Origin of the sequence: Microbacterium sp. NPDC091662, assembly GCF_044756705.1 — a bacterium.
Classification (GTDB): domain Bacteria; phylum Actinomycetota; class Actinomycetes; order Actinomycetales; family Microbacteriaceae; genus Microbacterium.
This window is the reverse complement of record NZ_JBIVTM010000002.1, coordinates 812,615-830,988: the sequence shown is the minus strand read 5'-3', so window position 1 is coordinate 830,988 and position 18,374 is coordinate 812,615. Positions and strand designations below refer to the sequence as shown.

The 18,374-nt window shown below is 68.7% G+C and carries 18 protein-coding genes; 12 read left to right on the top strand and 6 right to left on the bottom strand.

The features are described from left to right. Positions 1-23 precede the first annotated feature (23 nt). Positions 24-950, top strand: coding sequence for a spermidine synthase (locus tag ACIQLD_RS17270; RefSeq protein ID WP_402609975.1), 927 nt, complete (start codon positions 24-26; stop codon positions 948-950). A gap of 19 nt (positions 951-969) precedes the next feature. Here the strand turns inward: ACIQLD_RS17270 and ACIQLD_RS17265 are convergent, their stop codons facing one another. Further along, complete coding sequence (locus ACIQLD_RS17265) at positions 970-2,085, bottom strand: DUF998 domain-containing protein (protein WP_402609973.1); 1,116 nt, start codon at positions 2,083-2,085, stop codon at positions 970-972. Positions 2,086-2,176: 91 nt separating this feature from the next. On the opposite strand from ACIQLD_RS17265, the gene ACIQLD_RS17260 reads away from it, so the two are divergent. The 3 genes from ACIQLD_RS17260 to ACIQLD_RS17250 are packed head-to-tail and all read left to right on the top strand — an operon-like array spanning position 2,177 to position 3,668. Beyond that, positions 2,177-2,827 carry an HAD-IA family hydrolase gene (locus ACIQLD_RS17260; RefSeq protein ID WP_402609971.1) on the top strand — a complete coding sequence of 217 codons (651 nt, stop codon included), beginning with the start codon at positions 2,177-2,179 and terminating at the stop codon, positions 2,825-2,827. Between the two features lie 59 nt (positions 2,828-2,886). Continuing rightward, entirely contained in the window at positions 2,887-3,243 is a 357-nt protein-coding gene (locus ACIQLD_RS17255; RefSeq protein ID WP_402609969.1) for a YidH family protein, read from the top strand. After that, positions 3,240-3,668, top strand: coding sequence for a DUF202 domain-containing protein (locus tag ACIQLD_RS17250; RefSeq protein WP_402609967.1), 429 nt, complete (start codon positions 3,240-3,242; stop codon positions 3,666-3,668). Before ACIQLD_RS17255 ends, ACIQLD_RS17250 begins: the two co-directional genes overlap by 4 nt. On the opposite strand, the gene ACIQLD_RS17245 is transcribed toward ACIQLD_RS17250, so the two are convergent. Further along, positions 3,653-4,090, bottom strand: a complete 438-nt coding sequence (locus ACIQLD_RS17245) for an Lrp/AsnC family transcriptional regulator (RefSeq protein ID WP_021198788.1) — start codon at positions 4,088-4,090, stop codon at positions 3,653-3,655. The genes ACIQLD_RS17250 and ACIQLD_RS17245 overlap by 16 nt on opposite strands. 151 nt (positions 4,091-4,241) lie before the next feature. On the opposite strand from ACIQLD_RS17245, the gene ACIQLD_RS17240 reads away from it, so the two are divergent. From ACIQLD_RS17240 to paaZ, 8 genes are all read left to right on the top strand, one after another. Beyond that, the gene (locus ACIQLD_RS17240) at positions 4,242-5,360 is read left to right on the top strand and encodes a thiamine pyrophosphate-dependent enzyme (protein WP_402609965.1); all 1,119 of its coding nucleotides are present in this window, start codon (positions 4,242-4,244) and stop codon (positions 5,358-5,360) included. Next, the gene (locus ACIQLD_RS17235; RefSeq protein WP_402609963.1) at positions 5,357-6,385 is read left to right on the top strand and encodes an alpha-ketoacid dehydrogenase subunit beta; all 1,029 of its coding nucleotides are present in this window, start codon (positions 5,357-5,359) and stop codon (positions 6,383-6,385) included. The genes ACIQLD_RS17240 and ACIQLD_RS17235 overlap by 4 nt, the downstream gene beginning before the upstream one ends. Further along, on the top strand, positions 6,382-7,824 hold the full coding sequence (locus ACIQLD_RS17230; RefSeq protein WP_402609961.1) for a dihydrolipoamide acetyltransferase family protein: 1,443 nt from the start codon (positions 6,382-6,384) through the stop codon (positions 7,822-7,824). The genes ACIQLD_RS17235 and ACIQLD_RS17230 overlap by 4 nt, the downstream gene beginning before the upstream one ends. A 133-nt stretch (positions 7,825-7,957) precedes the next feature. Next, positions 7,958-9,277 carry an MFS transporter gene (locus ACIQLD_RS17225; RefSeq protein WP_402609959.1) on the top strand — a complete coding sequence of 440 codons (1,320 nt, stop codon included), beginning with the start codon at positions 7,958-7,960 and terminating at the stop codon, positions 9,275-9,277. 132 nt (positions 9,278-9,409) lie between these two features. Next, a complete protein-coding gene (locus ACIQLD_RS17220) occupies positions 9,410-10,603 on the top strand; it encodes a thiolase family protein (RefSeq protein WP_402609957.1) in 1,194 nt (397 codons plus the stop codon). Next, positions 10,603-11,358 (top strand): enoyl-CoA hydratase/isomerase family protein, encoded by a 756-nt coding sequence (locus ACIQLD_RS17215; RefSeq protein ID WP_402609955.1) that lies wholly within the window; start codon positions 10,603-10,605, stop codon positions 11,356-11,358. Before ACIQLD_RS17220 ends, ACIQLD_RS17215 begins: the two co-directional genes overlap by 1 nt. Next, the gene (locus ACIQLD_RS17210; RefSeq protein ID WP_402609953.1) at positions 11,355-12,224 is read left to right on the top strand and encodes a 3-hydroxyacyl-CoA dehydrogenase family protein; all 870 of its coding nucleotides are present in this window, start codon (positions 11,355-11,357) and stop codon (positions 12,222-12,224) included. Before ACIQLD_RS17215 ends, ACIQLD_RS17210 begins: the two co-directional genes overlap by 4 nt. Before the next feature lie 26 nt (positions 12,225-12,250). Then, a complete protein-coding gene (gene paaZ, locus ACIQLD_RS17205) occupies positions 12,251-14,332 on the top strand; it encodes a phenylacetic acid degradation bifunctional protein PaaZ (RefSeq protein ID WP_402609951.1) in 2,082 nt (693 codons plus the stop codon). Positions 14,333-14,368: 36 nt separating this feature from the next. Here the strand turns inward: paaZ and ACIQLD_RS17200 are convergent, their stop codons facing one another. The 4 genes from ACIQLD_RS17200 to ACIQLD_RS17185 all read right to left on the bottom strand — a co-directional run bounded on the left by ACIQLD_RS17200 (position 14,369) and on the right by ACIQLD_RS17185 (position 18,284). Beyond that, positions 14,369-15,010, bottom strand: a complete 642-nt coding sequence (locus tag ACIQLD_RS17200; protein ID WP_402609949.1) for a TetR/AcrR family transcriptional regulator — start codon at positions 15,008-15,010, stop codon at positions 14,369-14,371. Between the two features lie 76 nt (positions 15,011-15,086). Next, positions 15,087-16,412, bottom strand: a complete 1,326-nt coding sequence (gene paaK / locus ACIQLD_RS17195; RefSeq protein ID WP_402609947.1) for a phenylacetate--CoA ligase PaaK — start codon at positions 16,410-16,412, stop codon at positions 15,087-15,089. A 21-nt stretch (positions 16,413-16,433) separates the two neighbouring features. Continuing rightward, the gene (gene paaI, locus ACIQLD_RS17190; protein WP_402609945.1) at positions 16,434-16,862 is read right to left on the bottom strand and encodes a hydroxyphenylacetyl-CoA thioesterase PaaI; all 429 of its coding nucleotides are present in this window, start codon (positions 16,860-16,862) and stop codon (positions 16,434-16,436) included. A gap of 135 nt (positions 16,863-16,997) precedes the next feature. After that, a complete protein-coding gene (locus ACIQLD_RS17185; RefSeq protein WP_402609943.1) occupies positions 16,998-18,284 on the bottom strand; it encodes a hypothetical protein in 1,287 nt (428 codons plus the stop codon). Positions 18,285-18,374 lie beyond the last annotated feature (90 nt).

Sequence of the window (18,374 nt, the reverse complement as noted above, 5' to 3'; positions counted from 1 at the left end):
GTCGCCCGATCTAGGATCGACGGGTGCCAAGGAATCGCCGGGTGTTCTCGCTCTCGCTCGATGACCGCAAGGCCAAGCTGGTGGAATCGAGAAGGCGAGCCGGGCGCTACGAGCTCAGCGTCGACGGGATTGCGCAGTCCGTCGTCTCGATGACAGACCCCAGTGAACTCGAATACGCCTACACCCAGCACATCGCCAGGGCGATGGATGCCGCAGCCGCGCCCGGTGCACCGCTGTTCACCGTGCATCTGGGAGCCGGAGCACTCACGCTGGCACGCTACGTCGAGGCCACGCGTGCCGGTTCCCCCCAAATCGCGGTCGAGTTCGAGCCTGAACTCTATGCAGCAGTGATCGCCTCGCTGCCGCTGCCCCCCGGCGCTGATCTGCGAGTCATCTTCGGCGATGCACGAGCGGTCGCAGACGCAGATCTTCCCGACGAGGCGCGATCCTCAGCGCCGTCATCCCCTTCTCCCGCGCCCGACGCCGCAGCACCTGGCAGCACCGCGGTCGACACCGATTGGGTCGATGCGCAGTTCACCGTCGTCGATCTGTGGGATGCCGCAGTCATCCGACACCGGGTGGCCAGCGAGGAGTTCTACCGCCGCGTCGCCGCGCGCTCCGCAACAGGAGGCGTCGTGGCCGTGAACCTGCTCGACGGTCATCCGTTCGAGTATTCCCGGCGACAGGCGGCGACACTGCGCACCGTGTTCGCCCACGTCGCCGTCGTTCTCGACGCGGAACCGGAGGATGATGAAGGACCCCTCGGCAACGTCGTCATCTTCGCGAGCGACGATCCGCTGGACATCGTGACGACCCCCGACCTTCTCGGATCACCGCGACCGCACATGCTCCACGACGGCTCGCTGACGTCGTGGATCGCCGAGGCACGCATCATGACCGACGCCGACGGCACGGACTCCCCCGACCCCGACGACCCGATCTGGGACTAGCGCGAGCGCGACTGCATCGTCAGCCCGCCTCCGCGGAAGCATCGGCCGCGACGACCGGTGCGGTGACCGACCCCGCCGTGCGCAGGAACACGATGATCCAGCTGAAGATCAGCACGGCGGCGATCAGCTCGACAGCGGTGAGGTTGTAGTAGCCGACCGCGAAGAAGGCCGCGAGCAGGATGATCACCAGCACGTAGATCCACCCGAAGGCCACGAACACACGAGGGATGGTCGGCAGGAACCACGGCAGCCCGACGACGACGACCCCGAACACCACGGTCATGCCCGTCGCGACGGTGTTGTGCAGGAGGAAGAACTCGTCCACCGGGAAGATGCCGACGCACGCGAGGAAGATCCCCATCAGGATCAAGCCACCGCGCACCATGAAGCGTCCACGGCGTTCTTCGGGACTCTCGGCGGGGAGGCCGGCGGTCGCGTAGCGGGAGATCGTCGTGATCATCACCCCGGCGATGACCAGCGTCACGTTGAACGCGACCGATGCGCTGTTCGTGCTCATGCCGAGCGCGGACAGGTTGTTGCGCCACCAGTGCACGTCGCTGGAGGCGAGCATGCTGGCGAACGCCCCGACCACGAGGAAGACCGCGAGCACCAGCGACAGCACCATCGGGGTGAGGGCGACGGCACTGAGGAAGCAGACGTATCCGGTCAGCGCGAAGGCGACCGCCACCAGGATGGCGCCGGGGAACGGGAACACCGGGGCATCGGTGAAGCTCTGCTCGAGGAGCTCAGCGACGCCGAGCCAGCCGAGGCACGCGATGGCCGCGTGGGCGAACGCGATGGCTGTGAGGTCGTACCACCGCAGCCGGTCGCCCGGCACGCTGAATCCGTCGCGCACCGCGCGCGGGTCGGGCTGCTCGGGCCGCACGGCGAGGCGCCCGAGGGTGAACGCGATGACCGCGGTGATCGCACCCCCGTATGCCGCGAAAGCGCCGATCGAACCGCTGCCACTGATCGCCAGATCGTGTCCCCAGAACACGGGGAGGCCGATGACGAAGCCGGCGACGAAGAATCCGGCGCCGACGATCAGCGCGGTCGCCTCGAAGACGGCCTCCGCCGTCTCCGGACCGCGCACCTGACGCAGCACCTGCATGACCCTGCTCGCGAGTGCGTTCATCCTCGTCCTTCCCGGTCCACATCCTAGAAGCCGCTCACGCGCACGCGGGGCACGCGCCAGGCATTGCCACCTGTGCGGCTAGCCTGGACGGGTGACCCAGACCATCGCCGCCCGCGCCGCCCTCCTCGACATGGACGGCACCCTCGTCGACTCGACCGCCGTCGTGGAACGGCTGTGGCTCGCCTGGGCCGAGCCCCACGGCATCGACCCCGAGACGGTGCTGCGCACCGTGCACGGACGGCAGGGTCATCAGAGCATGGCGATCATGCTCCCGGAGCGCGATCATGCGATCAACCTGCACGAGAACGACATCATGCTCGCGAACGAGGCGGGTGACGTCGACGGAGTGATCGAGATCCCCGGGGCCCGTGCGCTGCTCGGTGCTCTGCATCCGTTCCCGCACGCGATCGTCACTTCCGCGAATGTCGCCCTCATGACCGCGCGGATGCGGGCAGCGGGTCTCACGGTTCCCGAACAGAAGGTCACGGCCGAGGATGTGTCCGCCTCCAAGCCCGACCCCGAGGGCTTCCTCCGCGCGGCAGAGCTGCTCGGGATCGCTCCGGCGGACTGCGTCGTGTTCGAGGACTCCGGTGCGGGCATCCAGGCGGGTCTCGCTGCGGGCATGCGCGTCGTCGGCGTGGGCACGCATGCGGCGGCGCACCACCCGACCGTTGTGGTCACCGACCTGTCGCAGGTCGCCGTCACCGCCGGTGCAGACGGGTTCGAGCTCACGATCGACTGACGCGACCCGCTCCTCCCTCCGATCCGCTTCACGCCCCACCGCGCCGCTACGATGAGGCGATGCGACGTTTCCCCGCCTCGGTCTACGAAACCGGTGAGGAGCCCGATCCGCGCTTCTCCCTCGCGAACGAGCGGACCTTCCTCGCCTGGACGCGCACGGCTCTCGCGCTGATCGCCGGTGGCGTCGCCCTGGAGGTGCTCGGCCTCGACCTTCACGCCGGGTTCCGGCTCGCAGCCTCGCTCGTGCTGATGATCACCGGTACCGTCGTCGCTCCCCTGGCCTGGTGGGAGTGGATGCGTGCCGAGCGCGCGATGCGTCGGTCTCGCCCGCTGCCCGGAGCGTTCTCCGCCGTCGTGCTCGCGATCGTGGTGACCGTCGTCGGCCTGCTCGTCCTGGCCGGGGTGCTCTGGCGGTGACCGCTCGGAGGTCGGATGCCAGGAGATCGGACGCTCGGGGACCGTTCGATCCGGGCCTGCAGCCCGAGCGCACGGAACTCGCCTGGCGCCGCACCGCCCTCGCGATCGCGATCGGCTCGCTGGTATCGCTGCGTATCTTCCCTCTGCTGCTGCCGCCGGCCTTCGCCGTGTGGGGTTTCGTCCCTGGCGCCGCCGGTCTCGTGGCGGCCTGCGCCCTCTGGTTCGCGGCGCGCCGTCGTCAGCTGCGGATGACCGCATGGCTGCATTCGACGCTTCCGGGCGCGTCGCCGCCGGGCTCGGCGCGGATCATGGCCCCCGGCGGAGGGCTGCTCGTCGCCCTCACCGTTCTCGCCACGGCATTCGGTCTCCTGTGCATCGGGATCGTCGTGGTGTCGTCGCTCCTCGAGGCTCAGTTCCTGGGATAGTCCTCGAAGATCAGGGTGGTCCTGGTCGAGCGGATCGACGGGATCGCCTGGATGTCCTCCAGCACGATGCGACGCAGATCGCGGGCGTCGTTCGCGCGCACCAGCAGGATCACATCGAAGTCGCCACCGACCAGCGCCATGTGCTCGATCTCGGGTATGGACCGCAGCCGTTCGCTCACCGCCTGCCAGGTCGCCTGCTCGATCGCGAGGGTCACGTAGGCACTGGCGTGGTGCCCGAGGAGCACGGGGTCGGTGCGCACCGTGTAGCCCGTGATGACCCCCGTGTCGGTGAGCCGTTTGATCCTCGCGTGTGCACCGGCGCGCGAGATGTGCACGGCATCCGCGATCGCGGTCATCGACGCGCGCGCATCCTGACGCAGTTCCTCGAGGATTGCCCGATCCGTCTCATCCAGCGCGACCATGCGCACCCTTCCTTCGGTACAGAATTTCTGACGCTTCGCTCAAGAATGCCCCACGCAGCCCACTTTCATCCACGATTCGGCGAAAGATCTTGGATGACTGACGCACCAGAGGCATGCTGTCCTCATCGAGTTCGGCAAGGAGGGCGAACGCATGCTGCACACCGACCTGCTCCCGCGAGACACCGCGGTGCAACTGATCGACGAGAACGGAACGGCCGTCGTCGACGAGCGGTATGCGCTCCCCGATTCGGACACACTGCTCGCGGCGTACCGTGGGCTCGTCGAGGGCCGCCGCATCAACGATCAGGCCGGAGCCCTGGTGCGTCAGGGTCGCCTCGCCGTCTATCCGTCGTCGCACGGGCAGGAGGCCTGCCAGATCGGCGCCGCCATGGTGCTCGGCGCCACGGATTGGCTGTTCCCCACCTATCGCGACTCGGTCGCCGTCATCGCGCGGGGCGTCGATCCCGCCGATGCGATGGTGCTCCTCAAGGGCGACTGGCATTCCGGATATGACGTGCGGGCACACCGCGTCGCTCCGCAGGCCACTCCACTCGCCACCCAGCTGCTGCATGCCGTCGGCTTCGCCCAGGCCGCGAAGCATCGGGGCGAGGACACGGTCGTCCTCGCACTCTGCGGCGACGGCGCCACCAGCGAGGGCGACTTCCACGAGGCCATGAACTTCGCTGCGGTGTTCCACGTCCCCGTGGTCTTCTTCGTGCAGAACAACGAGTTCGCGATCTCGGTTCCGCTCTCCCGTCAGACGGCGGCACCCTCGCTCGCCCACAAAGCCATCGGGTACGGGATGCCCGGGCAGCGCGTGGACGGCAACGACGTCGCCGCCGTGCTCGCCGTGCTCGACGAGGCGATGTCGCGCGCGCGAGCCGGCGGAGGGCCGAGCCTCGTCGAAGCGCACACGTATCGGATGCAGGCGCACACCAACGCCGACGACGACACCCGCTACCGCGAGCGCGACGAGGTGCAGGCGTGGATCGCCCGTGACCCGCTGCTGCGCCTTCGTGCGCACCTCACCTCCGCCGGCGCGCTCGACGCCGACGCCGAGGAGCGCTTCGCTTCGGGTGCCGAAGAGATCGCCACGGCGATGCGGACCGCGCTGAACACCGACGCCGACCTCGACCCCGAAGACCTGTTCCGCTTCGTGACCGCGACCCGATCCCCTCAACTCGACGAGCAGTGGGACCTGCTGCGCGGGGAGATCGAACGATCGCGTCTCACCGATGCCGGAACCGCGACGAACGGAGCACACCGATGACGATCGCCCAGGACGACACCCGCACCGCGAGCGAAGCCGCCACCGCGTCGACGATGACGATGGCCGCTGCGTTGAACCGCGCCCTGGCCGACGCGATCGAATCCGATCCCGATGTCGTGGTGTTCGGTGAAGACGTGGGCGCGCTGGGCGGCGTCTTCCGCATCACCGATGGTCTCACTGCCCGCTTCGGCGAGGAGCGCTGCTTCGACACCCCCCTCGCGGAGTCCGGCATCATCGGCACCGCTGTCGGCATGGCCATGAACGGTCTGCACCCCGTGGTCGAGATGCAGTTCGATGCGTTCGCACTCCCCGCCTTCGAACAGGTCGTCAGTCATGTCGCCAAACTCGGCAACCGCACCCGTGGCGGCATGCGGATGCCATTGGTGATCCGCATCCCATTCGGCGGCGGCATCGGCGGCGTCGAGCATCACTGCGACTCCTCCGAGGCCTATTACGCGCACACGCCCGGCCTCACGGTCGTCAGCCCGTCCACCCCGCAGGACGCGTACTCGCTGCTGCGTGCGGCGATCGCCTCCCCCGACCCGGTGATCTTCCTCGAACCGAAGAAGCTGTACTGGGCCAAGGGCGAGGTCGACACCTCGGTCACCGCCGAACTCGGAACAGCCCGCATCGCCCGTGAGGGCTCCGACGTGACGCTTCTGGCATACGGATCGTCGGTTCCGCTCGCGCTCGACGTCGCCGACGTCGCCGCCGCCGAGGGACGCAGCGTGCAGGTCGTCGACGTACGCTCACTCTCGCCGTTCGACGACGCCACCGTGACGGCAGCCGTGAAGTCGACCGGTCGCGCCGTCGTCATCGCCGAGGCCCCGGGATACGTGAGCGTCGCGTCGGAGATCCAGGCCCGAGTCTTCGAGCGCTGCTTCGAGTACCTCGCGGCCCCCGTGCGACGGGTGACCGGCTTCGACACGCCGTACGCCCCGCCGAAGCTCGAGCACTGGTATCTGCCCGACGTCGACCGTGTGCTCGATGCGATCGACACGCTGCAATGGGAGGACGACGCATGAGCACGCCGCTGAAGCCGCACACCGGCACCCAGGTGTTCCTCCTGCCCGATCTCGGCGAGGGCCTCACCGAGGCAGGACTCGTGCAGTGGCTCGTCTGCGTGGGCGACACGATCACCACCGACCAGCCGATCGCCGAGGTCGAGACCGCGAAGAGCATCGTCGAGCTGCCGTCGCCGTTCGCCGGAGTCGTCACCGCGCTGCACGGCACCGCCGGCGACACAATCGACGTCGGCGCCCCTGTGCTCGAGGTGGCGGACTCGCCGACAGCTCCGGCCACGCCCACCGCCGAACCGGCGCAGCCCGAGCATGAGGCCTACCGCGAAGAGGAGCGGGCGGGTTCGGGGAACGTGCTCATCGGCTACGGCACCACCGCGCGTCTCACCACGGGGCGACGCCGTCCGGCGGCCTCATCGGTGTCCACACCTCGGGCACCCGCGACAGCACCGGCCCCCGTGCCGACGGCGATCCATTCCGCCCCGAGCACCCCCGCGACTCCTCCGCCGTCGGAATCGGCCGACCGCAGACCCGTCGCCGTCCGCTCCCCGCTCGTTCGCCGACTCGCTCGGGACCTCGGTCTCGACGTGCACTCGATCACCGCGACCGGCGTCGACGGTGCCGTCACCCGCGCAGATGTGCTTCGCGCCGCCGTCGACAACGCCGTCGACAGTGCCACCGCACACCACACCAGCGCCGCCGCACGCAGCGGCGCCCCCGAACAGCGGATCGACGAGACGGTCGACGGTCTCGGCGTGCTCGCCCGCGAACGGATGTCGCCGTTGCGCCGTGCCGTGAGCGCGAAACTCTCTCGCAGCCGTTCCGAGATCCCCGAGGCGACCGTCTGGGTCGACGTCGATGCCACCGCACTGTGGAACCTGCGTTCGCAGATGGCACCGGAGGGCGGCAAGGCTCCCTCGGTGACCGCCCTCCTCGCGCGTTTCGTGCTACTGGCCCTCGAGGACTACCCCGTGCTGGCGTCGCGCCTCAGCGAGAGCGGGGACGAGATCATCTCGTTCGACGGCGTGAACCTCGGCATCGCGGCAGACACCGAACGCGGACTCCTGGTTCCGGTGGTCCCCCGCGCGCACGCCCTCACCGTGGCACAGCTCGACACCGCGTTGCGCGAACTCACCGCCACGGCCCGCTCCGGGACGATGCCACCGGAGCGCCTGCGAGGATCGACGTTCACGCTCAACAACTACGGCGGCCTCGGGGTCGACGGCTCGGCCGCGATCATCAACCACCCCGACGTGGCGATCCTCGGCATCGGCCGGATCATCGAGCGGCCCTGGGTCGTGGAGGGGGCGATCGTGGCGCGCCGGATCGTGCAGCTCTCCCTGGCGTTCGACCACCGGGTGTGCGACGGCGGCTACGCCGCGGGCTTCCTGCGACGGGTGACCGAGCTCATCGAGCATCCGCTGCGCACGTTCGGGAGGGTCTGACGGAGAAGTCCTGAACTCTCGATTCCGAGGATGGCGATGCGCTACGCTCGGCATTTACTGACCGACCATTCGGTCATTAAGGGAGAACGTCCCGACGCCTCCCCACTCGGAATCGCAGAACAACGGAGTTCGCATGACGTCAGCAGTGTCCGCCCGCACCACGTCCACACGGATGCCCGCCGAAGAACGGCGAGTGCTCGCCGGCACTCTCGTCGGCACCTCGATCGAGTGGTACGACTTCTTCATCTACGCCCAGGCCGCAGGGTTGGTGCTCGCACCCCTGTTCCTGGCCCCGATCGCGGAGGAGAGTCCCGGCTTCGCACAGGTGCTCTCGTTCGCGACGATCGGCATCTCGTTCCTCTTCCGCCCGCTCGGAGCGATCGTCGCCGGCCACCTCGGCGACAAGTTGGGGCGCAAGAAGATGCTCGTGCTCACGCTCATCATGATGGGGCTGTCCACGTCGTTGATCGGCCTCCTGCCGACCTACGCGGCGATCGGTGTGGCTGCGCCCATCCTGCTCATCCTGCTCCGCATCGTGCAGGGGTTCTCCGCGGGTGGCGAGTGGGGCGGCGCCGCACTGATGGCGGTCGAGCATGCGCCGGACAATCGACGAGGACTCTTCGGGGCGTTCCCGCAGATCGGAGTCCCCGTCGGCATGATCCTCGCCACGTCGACGCTGTGGGTGCTCACCAGCTCGATGTCGCCGGAGGCCTTCCTCGAATGGGGCTGGCGCATCCCGTTCCTGCTCTCGATCGTGCTGATCGCGGTCGGCTATGTGATCCGCCGTGCGGTCGACGAGAGCCCGGTCTTCGAGGATCTGCGCCGTCGTCGCAAGGAGGCCTCAGCCCCGCTGAGCCGCCTGTTCCGCCAGAACACCAAGCAGGTCATCCTGACCGCGATCATCTTCATCGCGAACAACGCGGCGGGATACCTGCTCATCGCGTTCTTCGCGACCTACGCCGTCACCACGCTGGGCATGGAGCGCCCGCCCGTGCTGTTGGCAACCACCCTCGCCTCGTTCGGGTGGCTCATCTTCACCCTGTGGGGCGGACACCTCTCCGATCGGCTCGGGCGCATCCGCACCTTCCAGATCGGCTACGTCGCGCTCGCGCTCTGGGCGGTGCCGATGTGGTTCCTGATCGACACCGCGAACATCCTCTGGTACTTCGTGGCGCTGTTCGTCATGACGTTCGCCCTCGGGTTGTCGTACGGCCCCCAGGCCGCCCTCTACGCGGAGATGTTCCCCGCGAACGTGCGCTACTCGGGAGTCTCGATCGGCTACGCCCTCGGCGCCATCCTCGGCGGAGCGTTCGCACCGATGATCGCCGAGGCCCTGATGAATCAGTTCCATGCTGCATGGACGATCGGCGTCTACATCGCCGTGGCCGCCGTGATCTCGCTCATCGGCGTCTCACTCGTCAAGGAGACCAAGGGCGTGGATCTGCTCACCTGACGAGCGGAACGGCGGTGCGGGATCGCGGCGGCCGCCGCGCCTGTGACATAATTACCGGACGATCGGTCAGTAATTCGGACCGATCGTCCGGACAACGGGCCACCGTCGAGACAACGCAGTCAGGAGTTCCGCATGACCGAGGCATACCTCGTCGGAGGCGTACGCACCCCGGTCGGACGCTATGGTGGCGCCCTCGCCGCCGTGCGACCCGACGACCTCGCATCGATCGTCGTGCGCGAAGCGGTCAGGCGCGCGGGGATCGACCCGCTGCAGGCGGAGATCGACGAGGTGATCCTCGGTGCGGCCAACCAGTCCGGGGAGGACAACCGCAACGTCGCCCGGATGGCCGTCCTGCTCTCTGGCCTTCCCGACACCGTGCCCGGCATCACGGTCAACCGACTGTGCGCTTCGGGAATGTCGGCTGTCACGATGGCAGCGCAGGCCATCCGCGCGGGGGATGCCGACCTCATCGTGGCCGGAGGCGTCGAGTCGATGACACGCGCCCCCTGGGTGCAGGCCAAGCCGGAGAAGGCCTGGGCGAAACCGGGTGCCGCATTCGACACCTCGATCGGCTGGAGATTCCCGAATTCTCGCCTGCTCGCACGCGAGAAGGCGACGTTCACGATGCCAGAGACGGCAGAAGAGGTCGCCCGCGTCGACGGGATCGGCCGAGACGAGGCGGATGCGTTCGCACTGCGCTCGCAGCAACGGGCCGCCGCGGCGATCGCAGAAGGACGCTTCGAGGCGGAGATCGTCGGCGTCCCCGGCGGCGCCGGTGCGGAGGTGCTCGTCGACGAGGGCCCGCGGCCGGAGACGACGCTCGAGGGTCTCGCGCGCCTGCGCCCCGTCGTGGCCGGCGGTCAGGTCGTCACCGCAGGCAACTCCAGCGCCCTCAATGACGGCGCCTCCGCGATCATGGTCGCGAGCGCAGAGGCCATCGAGCGGCACGGCTTGGTCCCGCGCGCCCGCATCGTCGCCGGCACCAGCGCGGGCCTCGCTCCCGAGGTCATGGGCCTCGGTCCGGTTCCTGCGACGCAGAAGGCGCTGCGACGGGCCGGGCTCTCCCTCGACGACATCGGCTCGATCGAGCTCAACGAGGCGTTCGCCACGCAGTCCATCGCCTGCATCCGACGACTGGGCCTCGACGACGCACGTGTGAATGCCGACGGTGGCGCTATCGCTCTCGGTCATCCGCTCGGCTCCTCCGGCGCCCGCCTGCTGGTCACGCTCCTCGGCCGCATGGAGCGCGAAGGCTCTCGCTACGGTCTCGCCACGATGTGCGTCGGCGTCGGGCAGGGTGCGGCCGTGATCGTGGAGAAGGTGTGATGTCCGACGCCCCGCTCGACAGCGCACCGCTCCTCGTCGAGAGACGTGATGACCGTGTGGTCGCGACGCTCCATCGCCCGCACAAGCGCAACGCGATCGACCAGGCCACGGTCGATGCGCTGCACGTGCTGTGCGCAGAGCTCGAGGCCGCGCCGCGCCCGCTGATCCTCACCGGTGCCGGAGGCGTGTTCGCCGCGGGCGCCGATATCGCCGAGCTGCGCGAGCGCCGCGCGGCCGATGCGCTGCGCGGGATCAACGCCCACGCGTTCATCCGACTCGCCGAACTGCCGATGCCGGTCATCGCCGCGATCGACGGCTACGCCCTCGGCGGAGGAGCCGAACTCGCCTATGCCGCGGACATCCGCATCGCCACGCCAGCGCTCGCCATCGGCAACCCCGAGACCGGGCTGGGCATCGTCGCCGCGGCGGGGGCCGGATGGCGCCTGAAGGAGATCATCGGAGACGCCAGGGCGATCGAGCTGCTGCTCACCGGTCGCACCGTGAAGGCCGAGGAGGCGCTGCGCATCGGTCTCGTGACGGCGATCCACGACGCCACCGATCTGCTGCCGGCCGCTCACGCCCTCGTCGATCGCATCGCGCGCAACGACCGGGCAGCCACCATCGCGACCAAGCGGGTGTTCCGGGCGCCGCGCGACCAGCACCCCTCGGTCGACCTCGATGCACAGGCTGTGCTGTTCGAAAGCCCGGAGAAGTTCCGGCGGATGACCGACTTCCTGGAGCGGAGAGACAGATGACCGAGAGCAGTTCCCCAGCCCCGGGACACGTGGGGGTGCTCGGCGGCGGACGCATGGGTGCCGGAATCGCCCATGCGTTCCTCCTGGCAGGCTCCCGCGTCACCGTCGTGGAACGCGATGCCGATGCGGCCCGAGCGGCATCCGGCCGCGTGCTCGAATCCATCGACTCCTCGATCGCGAGAGGCACAGCGCACGAATCCGTCGAGCAGTACCGGACGCGTCTCACCACGAGCACGGATGCGGCGCTGTTCGCTTCGTGCACTCTCGTCGTCGAGGCTGTGCCCGAAGACCTCGCCCTCAAGATCGATGCGCTCCGACGCGTCGAGGCGGCGATCGCGCCCGACGCGGCGATCGCCTCGAACACCTCCTCCATCTCGATCGATGAGCTGGCCGCCGTGCTCGATCGCCCCTCGCGCTTCCTCGGCATGCACTTCTTCAACCCCGTGCCGGCCTCCACGCTCGTCGAGATCGTGCGGGGTGCGACCACTGCTCCCCCGCTCGTCGACGCCGCCCGCGGATGGGTGACCGCGCTCGGCAAGACACCGATCGTCGTGGCCGACGCGCCCGGGTTCGCATCGTCCCGGCTGGGTGTCGCGATCGGGCTCGAGGCGATCCGCATGCTCGAGGAAGGCGTCGCCTCCGCCGAGGACATCGACGCTGCCATGACCCTGGGATACAAGCACCCCGTCGGCCCGCTCCGTCTCACCGACCTCGTCGGACTCGACGTGCGGCTCGGCATCGCCGAATACCTCGCCGCGCATCTGGGCGAGCGCTTCGAACCTCCCGCCCTGCTGCGTCGACTGGTCGCCGAGGGACACCTCGGCCGCAAGAGCGGACGCGGCTTCTACGAATGGGACGCCTCATGAAGGGAACCCTCATGAAAGGAACAGAGATGACCGGGATCCTCCCCAGCTACATCCAGGGCGAGTGGTGGACGCCGACGTCCGACGCGCAGGCCATGGAGGTCCGCGATGCGTCGACGGGAGAGGTCGTGGCCCGCGTCTCGACCGACGGGCTCGACCTGGGTACCGCGCTGGATCATGCCCGCACCGTGGGACAGGCGTCGCTCGGAGAACTCACCTTCCATCAGCGCGCCGTGCGGCTCAAGCAGCTCGCGCTCGCCCTCACCGCGCGCAAGGCCGAGCTGTACGAGCTCTCCAGCCGCACCGGTGCCACGGCGCAGGATTCCTGGGTGGACATCGACGGCGGGATCGGCGTGCTGTTCGCGTACTCGAGCAAGGGCCGACGCGAGCTGCCGAATGCGAAGGTGTATGTCGACGGAGGCGTGGAGAACCTGTCCAAGGACGGCTCCTTCCTCGGCCGCCACATCTACACGCGACTCCGCGGTGTGGCCGTGCAGATCAACGCCTTCAACTTCCCGGTCTGGGGATCACTCGAGAAGTTCGCTCCCGCGTTCCTCGCCGGTGTCCCGACCCTGGTGAAGCCCGCCACCCCGACCGGGTATCTCGCCGAAGCCATGGTGCGCGTGATGGTGGAGTCCGGCCTCCTCCCCGACGGCTCGCTGCAACTGGTCTCGGGCAGCGTGCCGGGGCTCTTCGATGAACTGCGACTGGGCGACCTCGTGGCCTTCACCGGCTCGGCGTCGACCGCCGAGAAACTGCGCGCTCACGATTCCGTGCAGACGGGCGGTGTGCGCTTCACGAGCGAGACCGACTCCATCAACGCCTCGATCCTCGGGACCGATGCCGTCTCCGGAACCCCGGAGTTCGACGCGTACGTCAAGCAGCTCGTCACCGAGATGACGACCAAGGCCGGGCAGAAGTGCACGGCGATCCGTCGGGCGATCGTGCCGGCGGATTCGGTCGATGACGTCATCGCCGCGGTCCGAGAACGGCTGTCTACGCGCGTCGTCCTCGGTGACCCGCGCGCCGAGGGGGTGACGATGGGTCCACTCGCCTCGACCGCGCAGCGCGAGGAGGTGCTGCGCCAGGTCGGCCGTCTGCAGGACGGCGGCGGTGAGCTCGTGATCGGCACGACCGACGCACCGACCGTGAGGCATGGCGACGGCAGCGAAGGCCTCGCTCCTGACGGCGCGTTCGTGGCGCCGATGCTGCTGCGGTTCCCCAATCCGGAGAGCGCCGCCGTCAACGAGATCGAGGCGTTCGGCCCGGTGTCGAGCATCGTCGGCTATCGCACCCTCGACGAGGCGAGCGCGCTCGTGGCGCGGGGCGGAGGGTCGCTCGTGACGAGTGTGGCCACGCACGACCCCGAGGTCGCCGTCGCACTCGCGACCGGGATGGCCGCGTACAACGGGCGCGTGCTCTTCCTCGATCGCGATGATGCGCGCAGCTCGACCGGGCACGGCTCACCGCTGCCGAACCTCGTGCACGGCGGTCCGGGTCGCGCGGGCGGAGGAGAGGAGCTCGGTGGCATCCGCGCCGTGCTGCATCACATGCAGCGCACCGCTGTGCAGGGCTCACCCGAGATGATGACCGCACTCACCGGCGTCTGGCACCAGGGTGCGGCCGCGCGCCCGTTCGAGCAGAGCGACGGAGTGCACCCGTTCCGCAAGTCGCTGGCCGAGCTCCGCGTGGGCGACCAGGTGGCGAGCGGTTCCCGCACCGTCACGCTCGACGACATCGAGACGTTCGCGGCGTTCACCGGCGACACGTTCTATGCGCACATGGATGAGACCGCAGCCTCCGCCAACCCGTTCTTCCCCGGACGCGTCGCGCACGGGTACCTGCTGGTGTCGTGGGCTGCGGGACTGTTCGTCGACCCCGCGCCGGGCCCCGTGCTCGCGAACTCGGGGCTGGAGAACCTGCGGTTCGTGACGCCGGTCTCCCCCGGCGACGACATCCGCGTCGAGCTCACCGCGAAGCAGATCACCCCGCGCGAGACCGACGAGTACGGCGAGGTGCGGTGGGACGCGATGCTGAAGAACCAGCACGACGACATCGTGGCCACCTACGACGTGCTCACGCTGGTCGCGAAGGAGCAGGCGGCACTCTGAAAAGCGGCTGCGTAGCAGCGGACGCCGTAGCCGGGGTCAGACGGCCGCGGCTCGGGCGTCGTCGTTCGTGCGCAGCCCGTCGAGAGCGATCGCGACCACGTCGTCGGCGAGACGGTCGGCGCCCTCGCGCCCGCCGGGCCGGTACCACTCGACGATCGAGTTGATCATCCCGAACACGAGACGGGCGACGACGCTCGCGTCGATGTCGGCTCGCAGCGCACCCTCGCTCTGCGCCTCCGACACGAGCGCGGTGATCCGACGGTCGAACGCGCGACGGCGGATCAGCGCCTTGCGCTCCACCTCGGTGTTGCCCCGCACGCGCAGAAGCAGCGTCACCGCCGGCAGCTGTTCCACGAGCACCCGGACGGCGCCGCGCAGCACGAGCTCGAGCCGGTCGACCGCGCTCGACGCCTCCGGGGCGTCGCCCGACTCGGGAAGCGGCTCCTCCACCACGGCTTCCAGGCCGCTCAGTGCCGCATCGAGCGCAAGGTCGAGGATCTCGTCCTTCGAACCGAAGTGGTGGTAGATCGCCGACTTCGACAGTCCGAGCCGCTCGGCGAGAATGCCGATCGACGTCGCGTCGTACCCGTACTCGTTGAAGGCGGCGACGGCGACACCGAGGATTCCCTGCTGGTCGTAACCGGGGCGGCCTCGTCGTGTGCTCTGCATCTCGGACATCACCCCACAGTCTCGCACCCGATGACGCTCGCGGCCCGGATCGTCGACCGCGAGGCGATCCGGGTGTCGCCCGTCGTCACCGCAGGTCGTACACCCGCTTGTACTTCCCCTCGCTCCGCGGCAGAGTGCCCGGCTCCTCCAGCTGCACGGCGACGGTCGAACCCACGAAGATCTTGATGCGCTGCGCGAGCACTTCCGCGGCGCTCCGGCAGGTCGCCACCGACAGGTCGGGGTGGCGTTCGATCCGCACCTTCAGCGTGTCCATCCGGCCGTCCTTCGACAGCTCGAGGATGAAGTGCGGCGTCAGCTGCTCGATCCCCAGCACGAGCTCCTCGATCTGCGTGGGGAACAGGTTCACGCCCCGCAGGATGATCATGTCGTCGTTGCGTCCGGTGATCTTCTCCATCCGCCGCATCCCGGGGCGCGCTGTCCCCGGAAGCAGACGGGTGAGGTCGCGGGTGCGGTAGCGGATCACCGGGAAGGCCTGCTTCGTGAGGGAGGTGAAGACGAGTTCACCGAGGTCCCCGTCCGGCAGCGTCGCGCCGCTCTCGCCGTCGATGATCTCCGGCAGGAAGTGGTCCTCCCACAGGTGCGGGCCGTCTTTCGTCTCGAGGCATTCGTTGCCCACTCCCGGCCCCATGACCTCGCTGAGCCCGTAGATGTCGAGGGCGTCGATTCCGAGGCGCTGTTCGAGCTCGTGCCGCATCTCGTTCGACCACGGCTCGGCACCCAGCACCGCGACCTTCAACGAGGTGGAGCGCGGGTCCACCCCCTGCACCGCCATCGCGTCGGCGATCGTGAGCAGATAGCTCGGCGTGCACAGGATCGCGTCGGGCTCGAAGTCGAGGATGAGCTGCACCTGGCGGGCCGTCTGACCGCCGGACATCGGGATGACGGTGGCGCCGAGGGCTTCGATCCCCGCGTGTGCGCCGAGCCCGCCCGTGAACAGCCCGTATCCGTAGGCGTTGTGCACCTTCATGCCAGGGCGGATCCCGCTCGCCCGCAACGACCGCGCCACCAGCGACCCCCAACGCTCGAGGTCGCCCTTGGTGTAACCGACCACCGTCGGACGGCCGGTGGTGCCGCTCGATGCGTGGATGCGGGCGACGTCGGACATCGGCACGGCGAACATCCCGAACGGATAGGTCTCGCGCAGATCCGCCTTGGTCGTGAACGGCAGCCGCTGCACGTCGTCCAGCGTGCGGATGTCGTCGGGATGCACGCCCGCGTCATCGAGTTTGCGCGTGTAGAGGGGCACGTTCGCATACGCGTGGCGCACGGTCTGCTGGAGTCGTTCGAGCTGGAGAGCGGCGATCTCATCGCGACTCATACGCTCTTCGACATCGAGCTCGGCGGATGTGGGAGGGCGGACACGGGAGGCGGTTGCGGTCGTCGTCGACACGAGATTCTCCGGGAGTGGGGATCAGAAGGTCTGGTTGGTGGTGCGGGAACGCCCGCGGAACTCGGCGACGGGGTCGCCCTGCTCATCGATGACCGTCACGTCGTAGATGCCGGAGCGGCCGGTGCGCGAACGTCGGACGGCCGTCGCCGTGAGCGTCTGGCCGGAGACGGTCGACTTGAGGAACGAGATATCCGCACCGGCGGCCACCGTGACGCGATCGTCTTCGTTGCACGCGATCGCGAAAGCGGTGTCGGCGAGGGCGAACACGAATCCGCCGTGCGTGATGTGGAAGCCGTTCGTCATGTCGTCACGCACGCGCATCGACACGACCGCATGACCGGGGTCGTCGCGTTCGACGACGAGTCCCAGCGACGCCGATGCGCGGTCGCGTTCCATCATGGCGCGATTCGGGCGCACGGCGTCCGCCGTCTTCGTCGTCGCTTCTGTCATCGTCGACCTCCTCGTCGAGCGGGTCGGATACCGCAGGCGCGTCATCCGATCCGCCCATACTAACCGACCGATCGTTCAGTTAGTCAGAAGAGTCGATGGGTCGGACTTCGAGGCGCGCCACCCGCCGGAGAGGACTCAGCCGAAATCCGGAATCTGGCGCAGCGTGGCATCTTCCGTCAGGATTCCGGTGATCACGGCCGCCGGGTCCATCGCATCCCGGTCGACACGGAACCGGATCAGCGCACCCTCCCGCGTCGTCCAGTCGTAGAAGTACTCGCCGGAGGACACGATCCTGACCGACGTCCCACCGGGGAAAGCGCTCATGGCCTCGGCAACCGTGTCGCCGATACGCACATCGCCCGCGGCCGGAAGCGCAGCAGGGTCTTCGCGGGGCTCATCCGAAACGTTCGCGAACCCGACCGAGACGGCGGCGACGACCGTGCCCCCATCGTCCGTCCAGAGCAGCAAGGAGGCAGACCCGTCTGGACTGACGAGTCGCGTCTGCCCACCATCCCACTCCGGCCTGATCACCTTCGCTCCCGGCACCGCCGCGATGGCGTCTTCGAGCTCGGATCCGAGAAGGATCGGACCGACGCCACGATCGGTCACCTCCCACGTGCTCCACGCGGCAGCAGGGTCTGCCGCTGGTGGGGTCTCCGACGGCTCCGGCGGATTCGCCGTCAGCTCCTCGACCAGCTGCTTCCTAGCGTCTGATGCTTTGTCGCGGAGGAACTCCGCGGCCTGCACGCTGTCGAAAGCGCCGTCACCCGAGAACGGCTGCCAGAAGTTCACGACGACGTTTCCGACCGTGGCGTACCCCAGGTAGAGCCTGTTGCCGCCTCCGAAACCGTCGTCGACGACCAATGAGCCGGCGACGGCCCTCACTCCGTCGTCGGACTCTCGCACCGTCGAGGCGAACGTCGAAGGACCGCCGTATGTGAACTCGGCACACTGCTGTGCAGCATCGACATACTGATCCATCAGCGCCTGCGCGGCGGCCTCGTCGGCGAACTGGAGGACGTGCAGCCACCCGTCCCGTTCGTCTGGGAGGGAGCTTGTCCAGGTGACCGAGCGGGCACCGACCGATCTCAGGGACGGCTCATACACGAACGTGCTGCAGATCGCCGGAACGGGGTCGGGCCCGCCTCCGTCTGAGATCTGAATGAGCGAAGGGGTCGGTGCGGCGACCTCCCCGACGTCGGGGAGCAGGCCCGAGATCTCTTCGGAATCCGGCAGGAACCAGTCGAGCTCGTCTCCGACGAACACGACAGGGCCGTCGTAGGGAGCCGGCGCCGAAGCCTCCGGCGAGGGAGTCGGTTTCGGTGTGCTCTGGGGTGCAGGAGTGCACCCGGACAGGGCGAGGAGGACACCGACGGCGAGGAGCCCGAGCGTGCCCCGCGAAAAAGACAGCTGTGTGGACATGTGCCCTCCGCTTCATCGTGGCGCCGAGCTCGGAGCCCCCTCCGACGAGCATAGGCGCGAGCACACACGGGCCCCTGGGGAGCCGGCTTG